Origin of the sequence: Blastomonas sp. UPD001 (genome assembly GCF_003426715.1) — a bacterium.
Taxonomy (GTDB): Bacteria; Pseudomonadota; Alphaproteobacteria; order Sphingomonadales; family Sphingomonadaceae; genus Blastomonas.
In genome coordinates this window covers 2,769,475-2,787,429 of the sequence record NZ_QKVT01000001.1, presented here as the reverse complement: position 1 = coordinate 2,787,429, position 17,955 = coordinate 2,769,475, and the positions used below count along the sequence as shown (strand labels likewise).

12 protein-coding genes, 1 tRNA gene and 1 pseudogene are annotated in these 17,955 nt (G+C 64.7%); 6 read left to right on the top strand and 8 right to left on the bottom strand.

Annotated elements, in window-relative coordinates; translation table 11 throughout:
* Positions 1-6: 6 nt before the first annotated feature.
* From DM995_RS14145 to DM995_RS14130, 4 genes are all read right to left on the bottom strand, one after another.
* Complete coding sequence (locus tag DM995_RS14145; RefSeq protein WP_232824400.1) at positions 7-381, bottom strand: helix-turn-helix domain-containing protein; 375 nt, start codon at positions 379-381, stop codon at positions 7-9.
* A gap of 2 nt (positions 382-383) precedes the next feature.
* Positions 384-770: a type II toxin-antitoxin system RelE/ParE family toxin gene (locus DM995_RS14140; protein ID WP_023837725.1), complete on the bottom strand. Its 387-nt coding sequence runs from the start codon at positions 768-770 to the stop codon at positions 384-386.
* A gap of 38 nt (positions 771-808) precedes the next feature.
* Positions 809-3,034 carry a nucleotidyl cyclase domain-containing protein gene (locus tag DM995_RS14135; RefSeq protein ID WP_157973215.1) on the bottom strand — a complete coding sequence of 742 codons (2,226 nt, stop codon included), beginning with the start codon at positions 3,032-3,034 and terminating at the stop codon, positions 809-811.
* Positions 3,035-3,233: 199 nt separating this feature from the next.
* Positions 3,234-3,310: transfer RNA gene (locus DM995_RS14130), tRNA-Pro, on the bottom strand.
* 144 nt (positions 3,311-3,454) lie between these two features.
* On the opposite strand from DM995_RS14130, the pseudogene thyA reads away from it, so the two are divergent.
* From thyA to DM995_RS14115, 3 genes and pseudogenes are all read left to right on the top strand, one after another.
* A pseudogene (gene thyA, locus DM995_RS22785) lies at positions 3,455-3,971 on the top strand (thymidylate synthase); the annotation flags it as partial.
* On the top strand, positions 3,886-6,474 hold the full coding sequence (locus DM995_RS14120; protein ID WP_116969834.1) for a glycoside hydrolase family 2 TIM barrel-domain containing protein: 2,589 nt from the start codon (positions 3,886-3,888) through the stop codon (positions 6,472-6,474). The pseudogene thyA and the gene DM995_RS14120, both read left to right, overlap by 86 nt.
* Before the next feature lie 70 nt (positions 6,475-6,544).
* The gene (locus DM995_RS14115; protein WP_116969833.1) at positions 6,545-7,810 is read left to right on the top strand and encodes an MFS transporter; all 1,266 of its coding nucleotides are present in this window, start codon (positions 6,545-6,547) and stop codon (positions 7,808-7,810) included.
* Here DM995_RS14115 and DM995_RS14110 read toward each other — a convergent pair.
* Together DM995_RS14110 and manD are read right to left on the bottom strand one after the other, a co-directional pair.
* Positions 7,773-8,657 carry a sugar kinase gene (locus DM995_RS14110; RefSeq protein WP_116969832.1) on the bottom strand — a complete coding sequence of 295 codons (885 nt, stop codon included), beginning with the start codon at positions 8,655-8,657 and terminating at the stop codon, positions 7,773-7,775. The genes DM995_RS14115 and DM995_RS14110 overlap by 38 nt on opposite strands.
* Before the next feature lie 4 nt (positions 8,658-8,661).
* The gene (gene manD / locus DM995_RS14105) at positions 8,662-9,870 is read right to left on the bottom strand and encodes a D-mannonate dehydratase ManD (RefSeq protein ID WP_116969831.1); all 1,209 of its coding nucleotides are present in this window, start codon (positions 9,868-9,870) and stop codon (positions 8,662-8,664) included.
* A 274-nt stretch (positions 9,871-10,144) separates the two neighbouring features.
* On the opposite strand from manD, the gene DM995_RS14100 reads away from it, so the two are divergent.
* From DM995_RS14100 to DM995_RS14090, 3 genes are read left to right on the top strand one after another with little or no spacing between them, the layout of a single operon-like run.
* A complete protein-coding gene (locus DM995_RS14100) occupies positions 10,145-10,930 on the top strand; it encodes a FadR/GntR family transcriptional regulator (protein ID WP_116969830.1) in 786 nt (261 codons plus the stop codon).
* A 1-nt stretch (position 10,931) separates the two neighbouring features.
* Positions 10,932-12,353: a glucuronate isomerase gene (gene uxaC / locus DM995_RS14095; protein WP_116969829.1), complete on the top strand. Its 1,422-nt coding sequence runs from the start codon at positions 10,932-10,934 to the stop codon at positions 12,351-12,353.
* The gene (locus tag DM995_RS14090) at positions 12,350-13,753 is read left to right on the top strand and encodes a mannitol dehydrogenase family protein (protein WP_232824399.1); all 1,404 of its coding nucleotides are present in this window, start codon (positions 12,350-12,352) and stop codon (positions 13,751-13,753) included. Before uxaC ends, DM995_RS14090 begins: the two co-directional genes overlap by 4 nt.
* Positions 13,754-13,827: 74 nt before the next feature.
* Here the strand turns inward: DM995_RS14090 and DM995_RS14085 are convergent, their stop codons facing one another.
* A complete protein-coding gene (locus tag DM995_RS14085) occupies positions 13,828-14,808 on the bottom strand; it encodes a creatininase family protein (protein WP_116969827.1) in 981 nt (326 codons plus the stop codon).
* Between the two features lie 60 nt (positions 14,809-14,868).
* Positions 14,869-17,817 (bottom strand): TonB-dependent receptor domain-containing protein, encoded by a 2,949-nt coding sequence (locus DM995_RS14080; protein ID WP_116969826.1) that lies wholly within the window; start codon positions 17,815-17,817, stop codon positions 14,869-14,871.
* Positions 17,818-17,955 lie beyond the last annotated feature (138 nt).

Here is a 17,955-nt window from a genome sequence, read left to right as displayed (position 1 = left end):
GCGGGGTCAGGCGACGGCGGGAAGGGGGGCGGCTTCCAGCAGGATCGGGTCACCGATCTGCTCGCCGGCCGAATAGACCGAAATCTCGAGCCGGACCGAGAGCTGCGTCAGCGCCCGCACCATCCGATCGGACGTGAACTGGCTGAACTGGCCACGAAGCAGGCGCGACAGGTCGGGTTGGCTGATTCCGGTGATGGCGGCGGCCCGAACCTGCGTCAGGCCGAGGCGCTTGATCTGGTCGTGAAGATGCATTGCCAGCCCCGCCTTCAGCGCCATGCCATTGGGGTCTTCGACGCCGAGATCGGCATAGACATTGCCGGTACCGTGTTCGACGACGATCTCGTCTTCCCGGCCTTCTGGCCCGGTCCTGTGTTCAGACATTTTCATGAACCTTTCTTGAGTCGCCATTGCGATGAACGGCCCAGCCGCGCCTTGACGAGTTCGATCTCTCGCTTGGGGGTGGCAATGCCCCGCAGCGACTTTTTCTGGAAAACATGAAGCACATAGATCGCTTCGGGAAACTGGACCGTGAAGATGATCCGAAAGGCATTGCCGTCTTCGGAAATGGCCAGTTCCTGCACGGAGATGCCGGGGAAACCCTTCAGCACCTTTGCGTCCTCGTGCATCACGCCGTGCGCTGCCTGGGTCAGCGCATATGCAGCGGTCACTTTTACGTCATCGGGCAATTCCTTCAGAAGCTTGAGACACGGCGGAAGGTAATGGACCACCTTCGCAACCTGACGAGCGGGACTATATGGTGATTTTACCATAGACGTGCAAGTCCTAATTTTTGGCTAACGCAAGGGGTTCAGTCGGCCTCACCGCGATCGGATCGCGGCGTTGAGGCCTGCGGTTTCAGCGAAACCTCCCAGAGATGCGTGACATGGGCAGGATCGGACGGGCCCTTGCGGACGAGCGCCCTGCCGGCGGAATCGGCCTCGAGCCCCACCGCCTCTGCGGGCACGGGCGCCAGCACGTAATCGCTGCCCTGATGGTCACCATTGGCGATTTCCAGCATGCGCGTGCGAAACGAATCGTCGATCAGGATGGTGTCCGGCTCGGCCAGAGGCTCGATCCGGGCCGCGTATCGCAGTGGCAGCCCCATCGGGATATCGATGACGTAGGTGTCGTTCTCGCGCCTGCGGCTTGCGGTGTGGAACAGGATCGGCCCGGCCGAACCGCCGAAGCGGATCGAGATGCCCTTGTCGACGAATTCGTTCGCGCTCGAGATGAACTGCATGGCCATGTCGATCAGCCGGAAGGGGTTCCGGTCGACCAGAAGCAGCGAATCACCCCCCGACAGTTCGTAGAAATGGATATGTGTCGCGATGGTCTGCGCCCAGTGCTCGAGCCGCCCGATCAGCAGCGGATAATTGTCCGAGTCCATGATCTCGCTGAACTTGCAGACATCGCCCTTGATCACGAAGAACGACTTGAGCGGCTCGGCCCAGGGCAGATCGTCGCCGATCATGTTGCGAACTTCGAAATTGCGGTCGTAGCGGCTGCCGGAACGATCGAGGATGAACTGGTCGAGACAGGGGTGAATGAGGAAGAACTCTTCGGTTGGCGCAATTTCGGTGCCGTCCTCGAACCTCACCTGGAACGGCTTGCGAAAATGCTGGTGCGGCAGAAGCTGGCGCAGCCCGCGCTTGATGACACCCAGCAGCCCGATCCTGAACAGCACGGCCATCGGCGCGTGATCGAGCAGCCCCGGCCGGGGTTCGATCTTCTTGACCGCAAGATAATCGGAATTGATATCCTCGATCTCCTGCGCGGTCAGGGCATTCTTGGGAATCAACCGTGCCAGCGCTTCAATGTCGGGGATCGGGAAGAAGGGCCGCATCTCGCCGAGCAGGGCTTGGACCACGGTATCGGTCGCGCCGGCAATCGCGTTGTGCAATTCCATGGCAGTGCGCTGCTCGGGACGGATATTGGCGATCGCCTGACCAATCAGCATCAGGTCCCGGGGCCGGTAGACCGTATGCCGCAGGATGAAGTCGAAGGTCGGTTGTGGCGATCGCATCACCCGGTGCTTCAACTGGCAATTCTTCGATCCCACGAACCGCGCGATGGGATCGCTGGCCTTGGGTTCGACCAGCTCCGCGGCGGGCATCAGTTCGATATTCTTCTCGAATATCCGCTTGTAATCCTGGTACTTGTAGATGATCTGCAGCGTCGACCCGTGGATCTTCTGCAGCCTGTTGTCGAACTTGCCGATTTCCAGAAAGGCTTCATGACGGATCGTGCAGAATACCTTGACGTGGCGACTGGCATCGTTGAGTTCGAGCGCGGCGCTGACCAGGGTGCATTGCGCCATCGCCCATAGCCGGTTGCTGCCGATACTGTAGAACCGGCTGCCGAAGCTGTTCCGGTCTTCGGGTGCGGCTTCCGCCGCATAGTCCTGGAGCAGCGGCTGGAAATACTCCTCGACATTGTCGATGAACAGGTTGATCGGGCGGTTGATGGCGTTGAAATAGGCGCTCAATGCCCCGGTATTCTGGGTAATTCGCATCTGTTCGCGCGGCTTCTGGTTCATCAGGAACACGAAGAACTCGCAGGTCGACATGAAGACATTGGGGTTGCACAGCGCATCGTCGAGCAGCTTGTCGCACCCGATCTCCTGCGGTTGCAGCGGCGTCCCCGAACCCTTGGCATGGTGCTTGACGCAGGCAGCCTGGATGGCAATTCGCCAGAGCGTTCGCCAATAGTCGGCGTCGTCCTTCAGCGCTTCCACCCTGTCCAGCGACCAGTTGGGAAACTGATCGCTGGGCTTGTCGATGAACTGTCCGCCCGCGCCCGGGAAGATCGTGCCGGTGCGCTCTCGCACCTCGGCGCATTTCGCCAGCAGCAGCAACGTCTTGCCGAAACCACGCGGTGCCGAAATCACGAAGAATTCGCCGCGTGTGTCGTCGAGAAATCGCTGGATCGCCGTAGTTTCGTGGATCAGTTCGTTACGATAGGACTCGAATTTCAAGTCGGCCACGGTATCGGCCTGAAATCGCCATGCTTTCTGCTGGGGTTTTGTGCTGGACATCCCGACGCCCTCCTGTTTTCCAGGGGCATCTGCAAATATTGTCAGCAAGCCTGCAAATACAGATGTGTCCGAATTGCTCCGGACAGGCCGGTCCAATTCGGATCAGTCTCTGGTTGCAAACGGGCGATTGCGCTTCCGGCGCGGCAGGCCGTCGCGCTGGCAAGCCGCGGCGCCGCCTGTGCGTTCGCGATTTAGGAAATGGTCGGGGAGAGAGGATTCGAACCTCCGGCCCCTGCCTCCCGAAGACAGTGCTCTACCAGGCTGAGCTACTCCCCGACCCAGACTTTATGGTGCCTTGCGGCGCCTGGGAGGCAGGGGCGTGCCTATAGCCACGGGTTTCGCAGACTGCAAGCGGCGTTTTGACCTTTTCTTGAGGACCATGCGTTGGCGGCGATCGTATGCCCGTGCTAGGCAAGATGCATGGAAACAGCAGTGCAGAGTCGCCCGGCGGATATGGCCGCAGAAGATCATTTCGAGTGGCAGTATCTCGACCTGATGCGGCAGGTCTGGACGCGCGGGCACGAACGCTCCGACCGCACTGGGGTCGGCACGCGCTCATTGTTCGGTGCCACGATGCGCTTCGATCTTTCGGACGAGGCGATTCCGCTGCTCACCACCAAGCGCGTCTACTGGAAGGCGGCCGCGCGCGAGATGCTGTGGTTCCTCACCGGCGAGACCAACATCCGCCCGCTGGTCGAGCAGGGGGTGCATATCTGGACCGACTGGCCGCTCGATGCGTATCGCAAGGCCACGGGCGAGGCGATCGACCGCGACGCGTTCGAGGCGCGAATCATCGCCGACGCGGAGTTCGCCGAGCGCTGGGGCGATCTCGGCCCGGTCTATGGCAAGCAATGGGTCGACTGGCCGGTCTACGAACCGGTGGGCGAGGGGCTGTTCCGAAAGCGCGAACGGGGCATCAACCAGATCGCACCGGTGCGGAATTCGATGACAGCCGGTGGCAGCAGGTCAGCCTGCCGCACAGCTGGAACCGCATGGGCAATTACGCGCCTCAGCGTGCCCCGGAAACGGACGTGCGGCAGGGCAAGGGCTGGTATCGGCTGCGGCTCGACAAGCCTGCGCTGCCCAAAGGCAAGCGGGCAGTGCTGCAATTCGATGGCGTCGGCGCGATTGCCGATCTCTGGGTCAACGGCCAGCATGTCGGCCAGCACAAGGGCGCATTCTCGCGCTTCCGGTTCGATATCACCGATCATCTGAAGCCCGGCCAGGCGAACATCATCGTCGTGCGCGCGGACAACAGCAAGCCCGAGCCGGGCAGCAGCACCGAGCATGTCATCCCCCTGGGCGGTGACTTCTTCGTCCATGGTGGGCTGTACCGCGGCGTTTCGCTGATCGAGGTTGATGCGGCATCGATCGACCTGATGGATCATGGCGGTCCCGGCATCTACGTGTCGACGCCCAGCGTGACGCCCGAAAAGGCCGAGGTTGCGGTGCTGACCCGGCTGCGCAATTCAGGGAACAAGGCGCGCAAGCTCGCGGTAGTCGCGCGCATCGGCGATGCCGATGGCCGCACCGTCGCCAGCGCGACAGCGCCCGTGCGCCTCGCCGCTGGCCAGGCGAGCGAGCTGACCACGCCGCTCGCGCTGACCAACCCCCGTCTCTGGCAGGGCCGCGCCGACCCCTATCTCTATTCGGTCACGGTCGAGCTTCGCGAAGGGAACCGCGTGATCGACAGCGTGACCGAGCCGCTCGGCGTGCGCAGCTTTGCCTGGGACGCGGACAAGGGCTTCATCCTCAACGGCAACCCGATGCGGCTGCACGGCGCCTCGCGCCATCAGGACTGGCAGGACAAGGGATGGGCGCTCAGCGCCGAGGATCACGCCACCGACATGGCGATCATGGCCGAAATGGGGGTCAACACCGTCCGCCACGCGCATTACCAGCACGCGCAGGAATGGAGCGATCTGGCCGATCGCAATGGCATGGTGGTGAAGGCCGAATTGCCCTTCGTCCACCAGTCCGCCTTCGACGAATCGCTGCCCGCGCCCGAACTTGTCGCCAATGCACGCGCGCAGCTGCTCGAACTGATCCGGCAGAACACCAACCACCCCTCGATCATGCTGTGGTCGGTGGGCAACGAGATCGATATCGGCGCGGCGATCATGGCATTGATGAAGGGTGGCAAGGGCGCGCCCGCCAAGTCGCGCGACATGCTGGTCGAACTGAATGCGTTGGCGAAGCAGGAAGACCCCAGTCGCCCGACGCTCTATGCCGATTGCTGCGAAGGCACGCCTTCGCCGCTCGCCCGGCCCGGCGCGCAGGTGCTCAACGATGTCACCGACGTGGTTGGGCTCAACCGCTATTTCGGCTGGTATTACGGCCAGCCCCAGGACCTGACCCGCGCGCTGACCGGCTTGCACGCGCGCTATCCAGGCCGGGCGATCACGGTGACCGAATATGGCGCGGGCGGGGCGTTCACCCAGCATACCGACAATCCGCTCGGCGGTCCGGTCAATGCGAATGGCCGCCCGCATCCCGAGGAGTTCCAGGCCTGGGTGCACGAGGAGAACTGGAAGGCTTTGCAAAAGGCCCCGTTCCTTTCGGCAAGCTGGATCTGGAACATGTTCGACTTCGCTTCGACCTCGCGCGAGGAGGGCGAAGCCTATGACCTCAACGACAAGGGGCTGGTCAGCTATGACCGCAAGACCCGCAAGGACGCGTTCTATTTCTACAAGGCGCAATGGTCCGAGGAGCCGGTGCTGTATCTGACCGGCCGGCGTTATGTCGACCGCGCCTATCCGGTGGTCGATGTGCGTGCCTATAGCAATGCGCCGCGCGCGAGCCTCACGGTGAACGGCGAGGCGGTCGGAACGGTGGATTGCCCCGATCGCATCTGCGTCTGGCCCGGCGTGCGGTTGCGCGCCGGCGACAATCGGGTCGCCGCCTCGGCCGAGCGCGACGGCAAGGCGCTGACCGACAGTGTCAGCTGGACCGCGCCCGATGCCGCCGAGGGCCTGCATGTCCGCGCCGGGCATCTCACCGGCCTGACGACGTCTGCCGGGCTGCGCTTCGGTTCGGACAATTTCTTCACCGGCGGCAAGGCATCCGAGTTGCGCATGGGGGGGCGGACGAAGGTCGCGCCGAGCAACGTCACCGGCACCAGCGATCCGGAGCTCTACGCCTCCTATCGCCAGGGAGCTTTCACCTACGATCTGCCGCTGCCCGATGGTCGCTGGACGGTAACGCTGCACATGTTCGAGCCCGAAACCGATGCGGCCAAGGCCGCCGCGCGCAGCATCACCGTCCTTGCCAATGGCAAGCCGGTGCTGAGCGACTTCAACCCGGCCAGCGCAGCAGGCGGGTCGCTCAAGGCGGTAACCCGCAGCTTCGCTGTAACGACCCGCGACGGGCTGAAGCTCGATTTCAGCGGGGGCGGGGGCGGGGCGATCGTCTCCGCCATGAGCGTCGTGCCGGCCGGATGAGCGACCATTTCTTACTCCTCTTGGCCGGGCCACGCGCCCGGCCCTTTTTATTCATTGAAGGCACGACGCTATGAGCGGCAAAGGGGCAGGGCGCTTGCGCTGGTGGATCATCGGCCTGGTGACTCTGGGCACGATCCTCAATTATCTCGCCCGTTCGACGCTTTCGGTCGCGGCGCCCACGCTGAAGACCGAGTTTGCCATGACGACCGAGCAGTACAGCTGGGTCGTGCTGGCGTTCCAGGCGAGCTACACAGTGATGCAGACGGTCGCCGGCACCGTGCTCGATGCGCTGGGCACGCGGCTGGGCTTCTTCCTGTTCGCGATCGGCTGGGCGCTATCGAACATGGCGCACGCCTTTGCCACCGGCTGGCAGAGCCTCGCGTTTTTCCGCACGCTGCTCGGCGCGACCGAGGCGGCCGCGATTCCCGCCGGGGCCAAGACGGTCGCGACCTGGTTCCCACCGCGCGAACGCTCGCTCGCCACCAGCCTGTTCCAGATGGGCACCAGCGTCGGCAACATGATCGCGCCGCCTCTGGTCGCCTTCTGCATTCTCGCCTGGAACTGGGAAGCGGCGTTCATCGTCACCGGCTTGCTCAGCCTGGTCTGGGCGGGGCTCTGGTGGTTCGGCTATCGCGATCCGGCCGAGCATCCCCGGCTGTCGCAGGCCGAGCGCGAGCTGATCGAGGCGGGGCGTGCGGAGGATGTCGCGGCCAAGCCCGCGACCAAGCGCGACGTGCTGCGCAGCCGCTCGTTCTGGGCAATCGCGACCCCGCGCTTCCTTTCGGAACCGGCGTGGCAGACATTCAACTTCTTCATCCCGCTCTATCTGGTCTCGGCCTGGAATCTCGACCTCAAGGCGATCGCGCTCTGGGCCTGGCTGCCCTTTCTCGCGGCGGATTTCGGCAGTCTTGCCGCAGGCTTGCTCCCCGGCTGGCTGATGAAGCGCGGCGCAAGCCTGCTCGCCAGCCGCAAGATCACGATGACGATCGGGGCGCTGTGCATGGTGGGGCCGGCGTGCATCGGCCTGGCAACCTCGCCTGGCATGGCGATCGCACTGTTTTGCATCGGCGGCTTTGCGCACCAGATGCTCAACGGCGCGCTGATCACCTTGTGCGCCGACGTGTTCGAAAAGAAGACGGTGGGCACGGCGAGCGGCATGGCGGGCACGTCGGCCTGGATCGGCGGGATGCTGTTCACGCTGCTGATCGGGCAGAGCGCCGACAGCTTCGGCTATGATCCGCTGTTCGTCGCGCTGGCCGGGCTCGATCTGCTCGCCGCCATAGTGCTGTGGGCGCTGCTCAGGGATCTGGGTCGGGGATTGCACCGGGCCGCATGACGGTCCAGCCGGCGAGGAGGTGCCCCGCCAGGGCCGCCTCGACCGCTGTCGCACCGCGCATGCGGGCACCCAGATAGCCTGCATTGAAGGCGTCGCCCGCGCCGCTGGTATCCACCGGTTGCAACACCTGCGGCGGCGCGACGAGGCTGCCATCGGCCAGGCGGCAGCCTCGCTCGCCAAGCTTGACCACGGTTTCGGAGCAGCCAAGGCCCTGCCAGTGCGCGGCGACAGCATCGGCGTCGTTCTCGCCCGATAGCTGGGCTTCGTCGTCTAGCGTCGGCAGACCGATGGTTGCCAGTGCAATGGCCCGCTCGCGCTCATGGCATGCTGCATGGGAATCGGGCCAGAGGCGCGGCCGGTAATTGCCATCGAACGCCACCTGTCCGCCGCGCTGACGCACCGAACGGGCCACCGCCAACAGCGCCTCGCGCCCCTCGGGCGGCAGGATGGCCAGGGTGATCAGCGAAAAGGCGATCAAGTCGGCTTGCGCGGTCTGTTCCAGAGCTCGCGCCGAATCGGGCAGCGCAAACATCGCGCGCGCGGCGCTCTGGTCGCGCCAATAGGCAAAGCTGCGCTCGCCGCGTTCATCGGTGCTGATGGCGTAAAGCCCGGTCGCGCGGTCGGGGTGGTGGAGCACCAGCGCGGTGTCCAATCCCTCGGCGCGCCAGCGTTCGCGCAGCCCCATGCCGAGCGGATCGCTTCCCAGCGCGGTCAGATAGGCGACATCATGGCCCATCCGCGCCAGATGCAGCGCCGTGTTCAGCGTGTCGCCGCCATGGCCCAGATGCCAGGCTGGGCCACGCTGGCTCAGTTCCAGCATGGCCTCGCCGATCAGGACGATGCGCATGGCCTCACCAGTTCCACATCGTTCCGTCCTCGAGCCGCGCGACGGGCAGATAGGCGGGCTTGTACGGATATCTCGCGGCCAGCGCCTCGTCGATATCGACGCCATGGCCGGGCGTTTCGCCGCAATACATCAAGCCCGCGTCGAAATGATAATCGTGCGGGAAGACCGCGTCGGTCTCTTCCGTGTGGCGCATATATTCCTGGATGCCGAAATTGGGCACCCAGCTGTCGAAATGCAGCGCGCAGCCCATGGTGACCGGCGACAGGTCGGTCGCCCCGTGGCAGCCGGTGCGCACCTGGTAGAGGCTGGCGAGATCGGCAATGCGGCGCAGGTGCGTGAGACCGCCCGCGCCGACCACGGTGGTGCGGATATAGTCGATCAGCTGGTTCTGGATCAGGTCCTTGCAGTCCCAGATGGTGTTGAAGATCTCGCCCACCGCGAGCGGGGTGACGGTGTGCTGGCGCACCAGCTTGAACGCCTCCTGGTTCTCCGCGGGAGTGCAATCCTCGAGCCAGAACAGCTGATAGGGCTCGAGCATCCTGCCGAGGTTCGCCGCCTCCTGCGGGGTGTAGCGGTGATGGCCATCGTGCAGCAGATGATGGTCGAAGCCGTAGGTCTTGCGCAGCTCCTCGAACAGCTTGGGCACATAGTTGAGCGCCTTGCGCGTGTCCCAGCCGGTCACCGAAGGCAGGGCCGCATCGGCCGGCTCGTAATAGAGCTTGCCGCGGCCGACCCCATAGGCGTCCTTGATGCCGGGCACACCGGTCTGCGCGCGGATCGCCTTGTAGCCCATGTCGATATAATGCCCGACCGCTTCCACGGTCTCCGCGATGTCGCTGCCATTGGCATGACCATAAACCATCACGCCGTCGCGGCTGCGCCCGCCGAGCAGCTGGTACAGCGGCATGCCCGCCATCTTGGCCTTGATATCCCACAACGCCATGTCGACCGCCGCGATCGCGCGCATCGTCACCGGTCCGCGCCGCCAATAGGCACCGCGATAGAGATACTGCCAGATATCCTCGATCCGCTGCGGGTCCATGCCGATCAGACAAGGGATGACATGATCTTCGAGATAGGAGACGACCGAAAGCTCGCGCCCGTTGAGCGTCGCATCGCCGATGCCGTACACGCCCTGATCGGTCTCGATCTTGAGCGTGACGAAATTGCGCCCGGGACACGTCACGATCACCTTGGCCGATTTTATCTTCATGAGATACGCCTCTCCCCTGCTGGTATCATCTGGCACACATTGGTAACGTGCCCTGCTTGAATTGCAACAAAATTGGTAATACCTCTTCGCCGCGCCTCCCGTCAGATCCGTCTGATTATCTTCAACTCCAATTTTACGCGCAGCCAAATGTCAGGCGGCTGGTTGGCAGGTTTACGGCGCATTAGGCCTTGTCGAAAGCACCGTCGCTATGGCATGTCATTCAATCAGCAGATTGTCCGCAATTGGTCAGGCCTTTGTCCGGGAGTAGCAGCGCATGGCGCAACTGAAGAAAAACCTGAACTCTCAGGAGGCGGGAGTGCAGCCTGAGCGCCTTTATCAGAAGCTCGCGCGCGACCTGTTCTCGGATCTGGTGGCGGGCCGCTACGCCGTGGGCGATCGCCTGCCCGCCGAGCGCGAACTTTCGGTCCAGTACAATGTCTCGCGTCCTGCCGTTCGCGAGGCGATGATCGCGCTCGAAGTCCAGGGATTGATCGAGGTCCGCATCGGCTCGGGCGCCTATGTCCGCAAGCTGCCCGGCGAAGCCGACGCGCCGGGCTTCACCGTGACCGCGTTCGAGCTGATGGAGGCGCGGCTGCTGATCGAGGGCGAGGCGGCGGCCCTTGCCGCGGTGCATATCCGCGACGACGAGCTGGTCGAGCTCGAGCGGCTGGTGGTCGAGATCGAGCGCGAGAACCGTCTGCCCGGCGGCAGCACCGATGCCGACCATGCCTTTCACATGCTGATCGCCACCGCGACGCGCAATGCCGTGATCCGCAATCAGGTCGAGGAGATGTGGCGCCTGCGTTCGACCTCGCCCAATTGCGCGCTGCTGCTGGAAAAGGCGCGCACCGCCAATGTCCAGCCGGTGGTCGAGGAGCACAAGGCGGTGCTCGATGCGCTCAAGGCACGCGACCCGGCCGCCGCGCGCGCGGCGATGCGCGGCCATATGTCCGCCGTGATCAATCACCTGCTGTTCGCAACCGAGGAAGAGGCTATCGAGGCCGCGCGACGCAATGTCGCCTCCACCCGCGAACGCTATGCAAGGGCAGCGCAACTCTGACATGACCACAAGACCGTTACAGCTTCACCCCGACCGGCTCTTTCCGGTCGATCCCGAGGTTCGCAGCATCACGCGGCGGCTCTATGACATTGTCCGTGATCTGCCGATCATCAGCCCGCACGGCCATACCGATCCGGCCTGGTTCGCCAGCGATGCGCCGTTCGAGAACGCGACCGCGCTGCTGCTGCAGCCCGACCATTATGTCTTCCGCATGCTCTACAGCCAGGGGATCGCTTTGGAGTCGCTGGGCTTGACACCGGTGTCTGGGGCGGGTGCGCCGGCGGTCGATCCGCGCGAGGCGTGGCGCATCCTGGCGCGCCACTATCACCTGTTCCGCGGCACGCCCTCGCGCATGTGGCTGGACTGGGTGTTTGCCGAGGCCTTCGGGCTGAAGGTCCAGCTCGATGCGGGAACGGCGGACCATTATTACGACCACATCACAGAGCAGCTCGCGACACCCGCGTTCCGCCCGCGCGCGCTGTTCGAGCGCTACCGGATCGAGGTGATCACCACGACCGAATCGCCGCTCGACACGCTCGAACATCATCGCGCGATCGCGGAATCGGGATGGCAGGGCAGGGTGCTCACCGCCTATCGCCCCGACCCGGTGGTCGATCCCGAATTCGAGGGTTTCCGCGACAATCTGAGGCAGCTCGGCGAGTTGACCGGCGAGGACGTGTTCAGCTGGTCGGGCTATCTCGCCGCGCACCGCAAGCGCCGCGCGTTCTTCGCGCAGCATGGCGCGACTTCGACTGACCACGGCCACCCGACCGCGCAGACCGCGGACCTGGCGCGCGACGAGGCGGAAGCGCTCTTCGCCCGCGTGATCCGCCCCGATGTCACCCCCGGCGAAGCCGAGCTGTTCCGCGCGCAGATGCTCACCGAAATGGCGACGATGAGCGTCGAGGACGGGCTGGTGATGCAGATCCACCCCGGCGCCTTCCGCAACCACAATCCGGCGGTGTTCGAGCGCTTCGGGCGCGACAAGGGCGCGGACATGCCCAGCCGCACCGACTATGTGAACGCGCTGCGCCCGCTGCTGGCGCGGCACGGCAACAATCCGGACCTCACGATCATCCTCTTCACATTGGACGAGTCGGTCTATGCGCGCGAGCTGGCGCCGCTGGCGGGCCATTATCCCGCACTGAAGCTCGGCCCGGCCTGGTGGTTCCACGACAGCCCCGAAGGCATGCGCCGCTTCCGGCATGCGATGACCGAGACCGCTGGCTTCTACAACACCGTCGGCTTCAACGACGATACGCGCGCGTTTCTGTCGATCCCGGCGCGGCACGATGTCGCGCGGCGGATCGATTGCGGCTTCCTGGCGCAACTGGTCGCCGAACACCGGATCGAGGAATGGGAGGCGGCCGAACTCGCGCACGAACTCAGCTACAGCCTCGCCAAAAAGGCCTACAAGCTGTGAGGCTGAACCGCGAGACGGCAGCGCAGCTCTCCACCCCTGTCCAGCGTCCCGGCTATGATCCGGCGGCGCAGGACTGCGGCATCGTCCATTTCGGCATCGGCGCGTTTCACCGCGCGCACCAGGCTGCCTATACCGATGCGGCGATGCGGCTGGGCGATCGCGATTGGCGCATCACCGGCGTGTCGCTGCGCTCGGCCGATGTCGCGCAGCAGCTGAACCCGCAGGACGGCCTTTATACACTGGTCGAGCGATCGTCCGATGCCGTGGCGATGCGGCTGATGGGCTCGGTCGCCGGGGTCATCGTCGCGCCCGAGGCGCCGGACGATGTCATCTCCGCGATTGCCCGTCCGCAAACGCATATCGTCAGCTTCACCGTCACCGAGAAAGGCTATGTCCGCCGCGCCGACGGGACGCTCGATACCGAGCACCCCGCCGTGGCGGCGGACATGAAAGGCGAGGGCGCGCCACGGACGATCTACGGCTTTGTCGCTGCGGGCCTCGCGCGGCGCGAGGCGGCGGGGTTGCCGGGGCTGACGCTGCTCAGCTGCGACAATCTGGCCGACAATGGCCGCCAGCTCGCTATGCTGATGCGCGGCTATCTGCAGGCGACCGATCCCGCGCTGGCCGACTGGTTCGACGCGCAGTGCCGCTGCCCCGGGACGATGATCGACCGGATCGTGCCCGCGATGACGGCCGAAGACCGCGCCTGGGTCGCCGGGCAGATCGGCCTGACGGACGAAGGCGCAATCATCACCGAGCGCTTCACCCAATGGGTGATCGAGGATGATTTTGCCGGTCCGCGACCGCGCTGGGAGGCGGTCGGCGCGCAGCTGGTTGCGGATGTGCAGCCTTATGAGGCGGCGAAGCTGCGCATGCTCAACGGCGCGCACTCGGCGCTGGCCTATCTCGGGCTCGATGCGGGGCACGAATTCGTCCACCAGGCCGTTGCCGATCCGGCGATCCGCCCGGTGATCGAGGCGATCATGCGCGACGAGGCCGCCGCGACGCTCGATCCCGCCGGCGGCATCGATACGGCCGCCTATGCCGACGAACTGCTCGAGCGGTTTGCCAATAGCGCCTTGCAGCATCGATTGATGCAGATCGCGATGGACGGCTCGCAGAAGATCCCGCAGCGCTGGCTCGAGCCGCTGGCGATCAACCAGGCCGCGGGGCGATCGAGCCCGGCCACGCTGCAGGCGCTTGCCGCCTGGGTGCGCCATGTGCGCGGCGATGTGCGCGCTGTGGATGACCCGCAGGCCGAGCGCCTGGCCACCTTGTGGCGCTCGGGCGGCCCGGACGGCGTCGTCGATGCGCTGTTCGGGGCGCAGGGCGTGTTCGCGGCCACCTGGATTGCTGCTGCTGCGGACAAGGCGCAGCTTCAGGCGGCGCTGGCCCGCTGACGCAAAAATCCCGGACCGGCGCCTTCCCCTCGGCACCGATCCGGGACCAGGCCCCCACGGCCTTCCGTTAACGCTTATGGCGTGCGCGTACCCGGCAGCAGGTCGCCATATTTCTTCTCGAGCTCGCGGGTGAATTCGTCGCGCTTGCGCAATGCATCCAGCATGCCCTGCGCATCGAACGAGGCGACCTGCGCCTCGATCATCGCCGCGCCTTCCTTGCCCCAGGCGGCGCGCTGTTCCTCGGTGATCGGTTCGACAAAGCCGCCATGCTCGGCAGGGTCGGCGTAGAAGCTGCCCGCGGGCGTGCCATTGTACGGCGGCACGAAGCGCGAGAGGTTGCTCGGATCGCGGACGATCTCGTGCTTCGGCTGGCTGAGCCCGACCGGAATGTCGTTCAGCCGACCGACCAGCTGATAGGCCCCGAAAATGGTGAGGTTGCGGCCATTGGGCAGGCCGCCGCCAAAGCCGGGGCGCGCCTCGCCCGGCTCGACCTTGCGCACCATGCCCGTGTCCATCCACAGCACCGGCACGTGCAGTTCGTCGAACGTCTCGCGCACCAGCGGCAGCATCGTGTTCGGCGAAGGGCCGTGCGAGGTCAGGAAGACGATGCGGCGAAAGCCCTGGCGGATCAGCGAACGCGTGAGCGCCTTGAGATAGGGCAGGCTGTCCGAGGTCGAGACATGCACCGTGGCGGGGCTGGTGGTGGTGCCACCGGGATAGAAATAGGCAAGATAGGGCATCACCAGCCCGTCCGACTTTTCGGCGAGCTTGATCGCATAGGCGAGCGGGATGACATATTCGACATCGGTGGGCGCGCCGCCGTTCACCTCGGTCGGCCCGACGGGCACGTAGAGCACGTCGTTGCGCTTGAGATATTCCGCCACCTCATAGCCGGTGAGCGAGGTCATCAGCCGCGTGCGCATCTGCGGGACGGCACGCGTGTCGGAACTGCCCGCGGCGGGGGCGTCGGCCGCAAGGGCAACAGGCGAAAACGAGGCGATGGCCAGACCGATCGCAGCCATGGCTGCCGCCAGCGGAACTTTGAAATGGGGCATGAAAAGACTCGTCAAAAAAAATGGGGCGGAGGTTGGTGCCTCCGCCCTCGAGAGGGGATATCAGAACTCGAAACGAACGCCGACGCGGTAGGACAGGCCGAGCAGGTCGTACCACGCGTTGTTGTTGATCGCGGGCAGCGGCGGTGCCTTGTTGAACAGGTTGTTGACGACGAAATAGAGCTGCTGCTTCGTGCCTTCCTGCCCATAATTGTAGCTCGCGCCGATGTTAACATAGCCGACCGCCGGAATGATGTTGTTGCTGATGCTGTTGACCAGCGCCGGGCTGTAGGCCGGATTGTCCGGACCGATCTGGGCGTTGTTCTGGCGGCTGCGGCTGATCCAGCGATACTGGACGTTCGCCTCGAACCGGCTGTCGCGATAGCCCAGATTGGCGTTGACCGCCCAGTCGGGAAGACCCGGGCTGCCGCCGAACAGCGCGCCGGTCTGGCCCGCACGGTTGACGCCATTGGGGAACAGCGGCGAGATGTCGAAGCTCGAGCGATACTCGATGACATGCGTCGCCTGGGCCGAGAAGACCAGGCGGCCGGGCAGGCTCGCCGAGAAATCGCTCAGCGGCTGGGTGTAGGACAGGGCAAAATCGAGCCCCTTGGTGCGGAACTGCGCGAAATTGGCATTCTGCGCTACGACCGACTGGACCGCCCCGGTGGTGATGTTGTTGTTGGCGAAGGTGATCAGCTGACAGAACGGATTGCTCGGATTGCCCACGCCCGTCCCCAGACAGTTGGTCAGGACGGTCGCAGCCGCATTCGAGCCGATCGCCTCGCGGATCTTGATCTGATAGTAATCGACAGAGAACTGCAGGCGGTTGAGGAAGCGCGGGTTGAAAACCCCGCCCAGCGTCGTCGTCCGCGCGATTTCCGGCTTCAGATTGACGTTGCCGCCGGTCACCACGTCATACTGATATTGCGGCTGGCCGGCAAAGGCGGGGCGAAGATCGGCGTAGAGCGGACGCGGCACGGTGGCCACCGCTGGTGTGAACAATTCGGGCAGGCTGGGCGCCCGAATGTCGCGCGACAATGTTCCGCGCAGCATGATGTCGGGGATCGGCTTCCAGGTCAGGCCTCCCTTCCAGGTGGTGACCGAACCCGAGGTGCTGTAATCGGTCAGACGGATCGCACCGTTGAGGTCGAGTGCGCCGGTGAACCAGTCCTCGCTGAGCAGCGGCACGATCGCTTCCAGATAGGCTTCCTTGACCGACTGATCGGCCTTGGGGAAGTTGCGCGGCGCGCGCGCCATGAACCCGCCGGCCTGGCTGATCGGATCGGCATTGGTGAGGAAGCTTTCCTCGCGATATTCGACGCCCGCGCCCAGCGAGACCGGCCCGGCCCAGATCGAGAAGGCCTCGCCGTTGATATTCGCGGCGGCCTCGAACAATGTGGTGATCGCCGTGGCATCCGAGGTGCCGAACGCATAGGCATAGGCCTCGGGCGAGAAGCTTGCCTTGCCCAAGACGTTGATCGGCTGGCACCCTGCGGCGCGCGCGGCGGCATTGGCGCAGACGATCTGGCCATTGAGCGAGATCGCGTTGACCGCGTTCAGGAAATTGGCGGTGATCGCGGTGTTCGCCTGGGTCTGCCGGCTGCGGTTGCGGCCATAAGCCACGGTCGCATCCCAGCGCCAGTTCGATCCGATCGTGCCCTTCAGGCCGCCGGCAAGGCTGTACAGGCTGCTCTCGTTCTTGATCCGCGGCGGACCGAAATCATTGCCGAGATAACCGATGGTCAGCGATCCATTGGCCGGGATCAGCGCAAGCTGCGCCGGGGTGAGTGCGGCCTGCAGATAGGGGTTGTTGCGGCTGAGCGAGAGGAAACCGGTGGTGCCGCCGGTCGCCGCGCGGATCTGCGCGCTGATATTCTCCGCTTCGGACACCGCATAGATGCCGCGCGCCCAGGCGGTGACATTGTCGCTGAAGTCGAATTCGAGATTTCCGGCAAGATTGTACCGCGTGGTTTCGGCACGCAGCACCTGATAGGGCAGCACGTTGCTGCCGCCGACCATGTTGGTGCCGATCTGACCCTGATAGAGCCCGGCATTGAAAGGGGCGGTGGTCGGCTGGCCATTGGCACCGATGACGAACTGCAGGTTGCGCAGGCCCGCGGGATTGCTTGCCGCGGTTGGCGTGATCAGGCCGCCGGGGGTGAGCGTGCCGAACAGCACGGGTTCCGCCACCAGATTGGCCGGCAGGCCCGCCGGACGGCCCGCACCGAACGAAACGGTGCTGACGTTGCGCAGGCCCCAGGGCCGCCGGTCGTTGAACAGCGCGGTGCCCTCGTTCATGCTGACCTCGCCGCCCATGATGAAGCGGCCGCGGCCATCGGCGAACTGGGTGCCAAAGGCGGCCGAGGCGAAATAGTCCTCGGCATCGCTGTACTTGGTCTGACCGCCCTGGACGTTGAACTTGAAGCCCTGCAGCCGCGTGTTGAGCTGGAGGTTGACCACCCCGGCGATCGCGTCCGAGCCATAGGCTGCCGATGCGCCGCCGCTGACCACGTCGACGCTGCCGATCAGCGCGGACGGGATGACGTTGAGATCGGTCGCGCCCGCAATGACGGCTCCCGGCAGGTTGACGGCGGGCAGCCGCATGCGATCGAGCAGCACCAGCGTACGGACTGGAGTCAGGCCGCGCAGGTCGATATTGTTGGTGCCAGGGTTGCCGATACCGCCGCTTTCGGGCGACTGAGTGCGGCGGAAGCTCGGAATTTCGTTGATCACGTCGGCGACATTGACCGCCGCGCGGTTTTCCAGATTGGCCGCAGTGACGACCACCGTGGGAGTCGGCGCAGTGAACCCGGCGCGGTCGATGCGCGAGCCGGTCACCACGATCGCCTCGACCTCGCTGGCCTCGCCATCGTCCGCCGTCTGGGCCTCGTCGGCCGGTTCGGTTGTCGTCTGGGCCACAGCCGGTATGGCCAATCCTTGCGCGGCAACGCCTGCCAGCAGCCACAAAGCCTTGCGCATCATTCTCTCCCCGAAGTGCTTATTGGTCATGCCACTTTGCACATCCCAAAGGGCTGTGCAAATCTATATGATCGATCAAAAACCATCAATGTCGTCTATTGGCTGAGCGATAGCCGCGTTTTAGCGTGTCTTGGCTCTAATCGTCATGGCCCATTTGACACCGGATCG

Coding starts and splice junctions, on each gene's coding strand:
- DM995_RS14145 (WP_232824400.1), bottom strand. CDS start 381: ATGTCTGAACACAGGACCGGGCCAGAAGGCCGGGAAGACGAGATCGTC.
- DM995_RS14140 (WP_023837725.1), bottom strand. CDS start 770: ATGGTAAAATCACCATATAGTCCCGCTCGTCAGGTTGCGAAGGTGGTC.
- DM995_RS14135 (WP_157973215.1), bottom strand. CDS start 3,034: ATGTCCAGCACAAAACCCCAGCAGAAAGCATGGCGATTTCAGGCCGAT.
- DM995_RS14120 (WP_116969834.1), top strand. CDS start 3,886: ATGGGTCGACTGGCCGGTCTACGAACCGGTGGGCGAGGGGCTGTTCCG.
- DM995_RS14115 (WP_116969833.1), top strand. CDS start 6,545: ATGAGCGGCAAAGGGGCAGGGCGCTTGCGCTGGTGGATCATCGGCCTG.
- DM995_RS14110 (WP_116969832.1), bottom strand. CDS start 8,657: ATGCGCATCGTCCTGATCGGCGAGGCCATGCTGGAACTGAGCCAGCGT.
- manD (WP_116969831.1), bottom strand. CDS start 9,870: ATGAAGATAAAATCGGCCAAGGTGATCGTGACGTGTCCCGGGCGCAAT.
- DM995_RS14100 (WP_116969830.1), top strand. CDS start 10,145: ATGGCGCAACTGAAGAAAAACCTGAACTCTCAGGAGGCGGGAGTGCAG.
- uxaC (WP_116969829.1), top strand. CDS start 10,932: ATGACCACAAGACCGTTACAGCTTCACCCCGACCGGCTCTTTCCGGTC.
- DM995_RS14085 (WP_116969827.1), bottom strand. CDS start 14,808: ATGCCCCATTTCAAAGTTCCGCTGGCGGCAGCCATGGCTGCGATCGGT.
- DM995_RS14080 (WP_116969826.1), bottom strand. CDS start 17,817: ATGACCAATAAGCACTTCGGGGAGAGAATGATGCGCAAGGCTTTGTGG.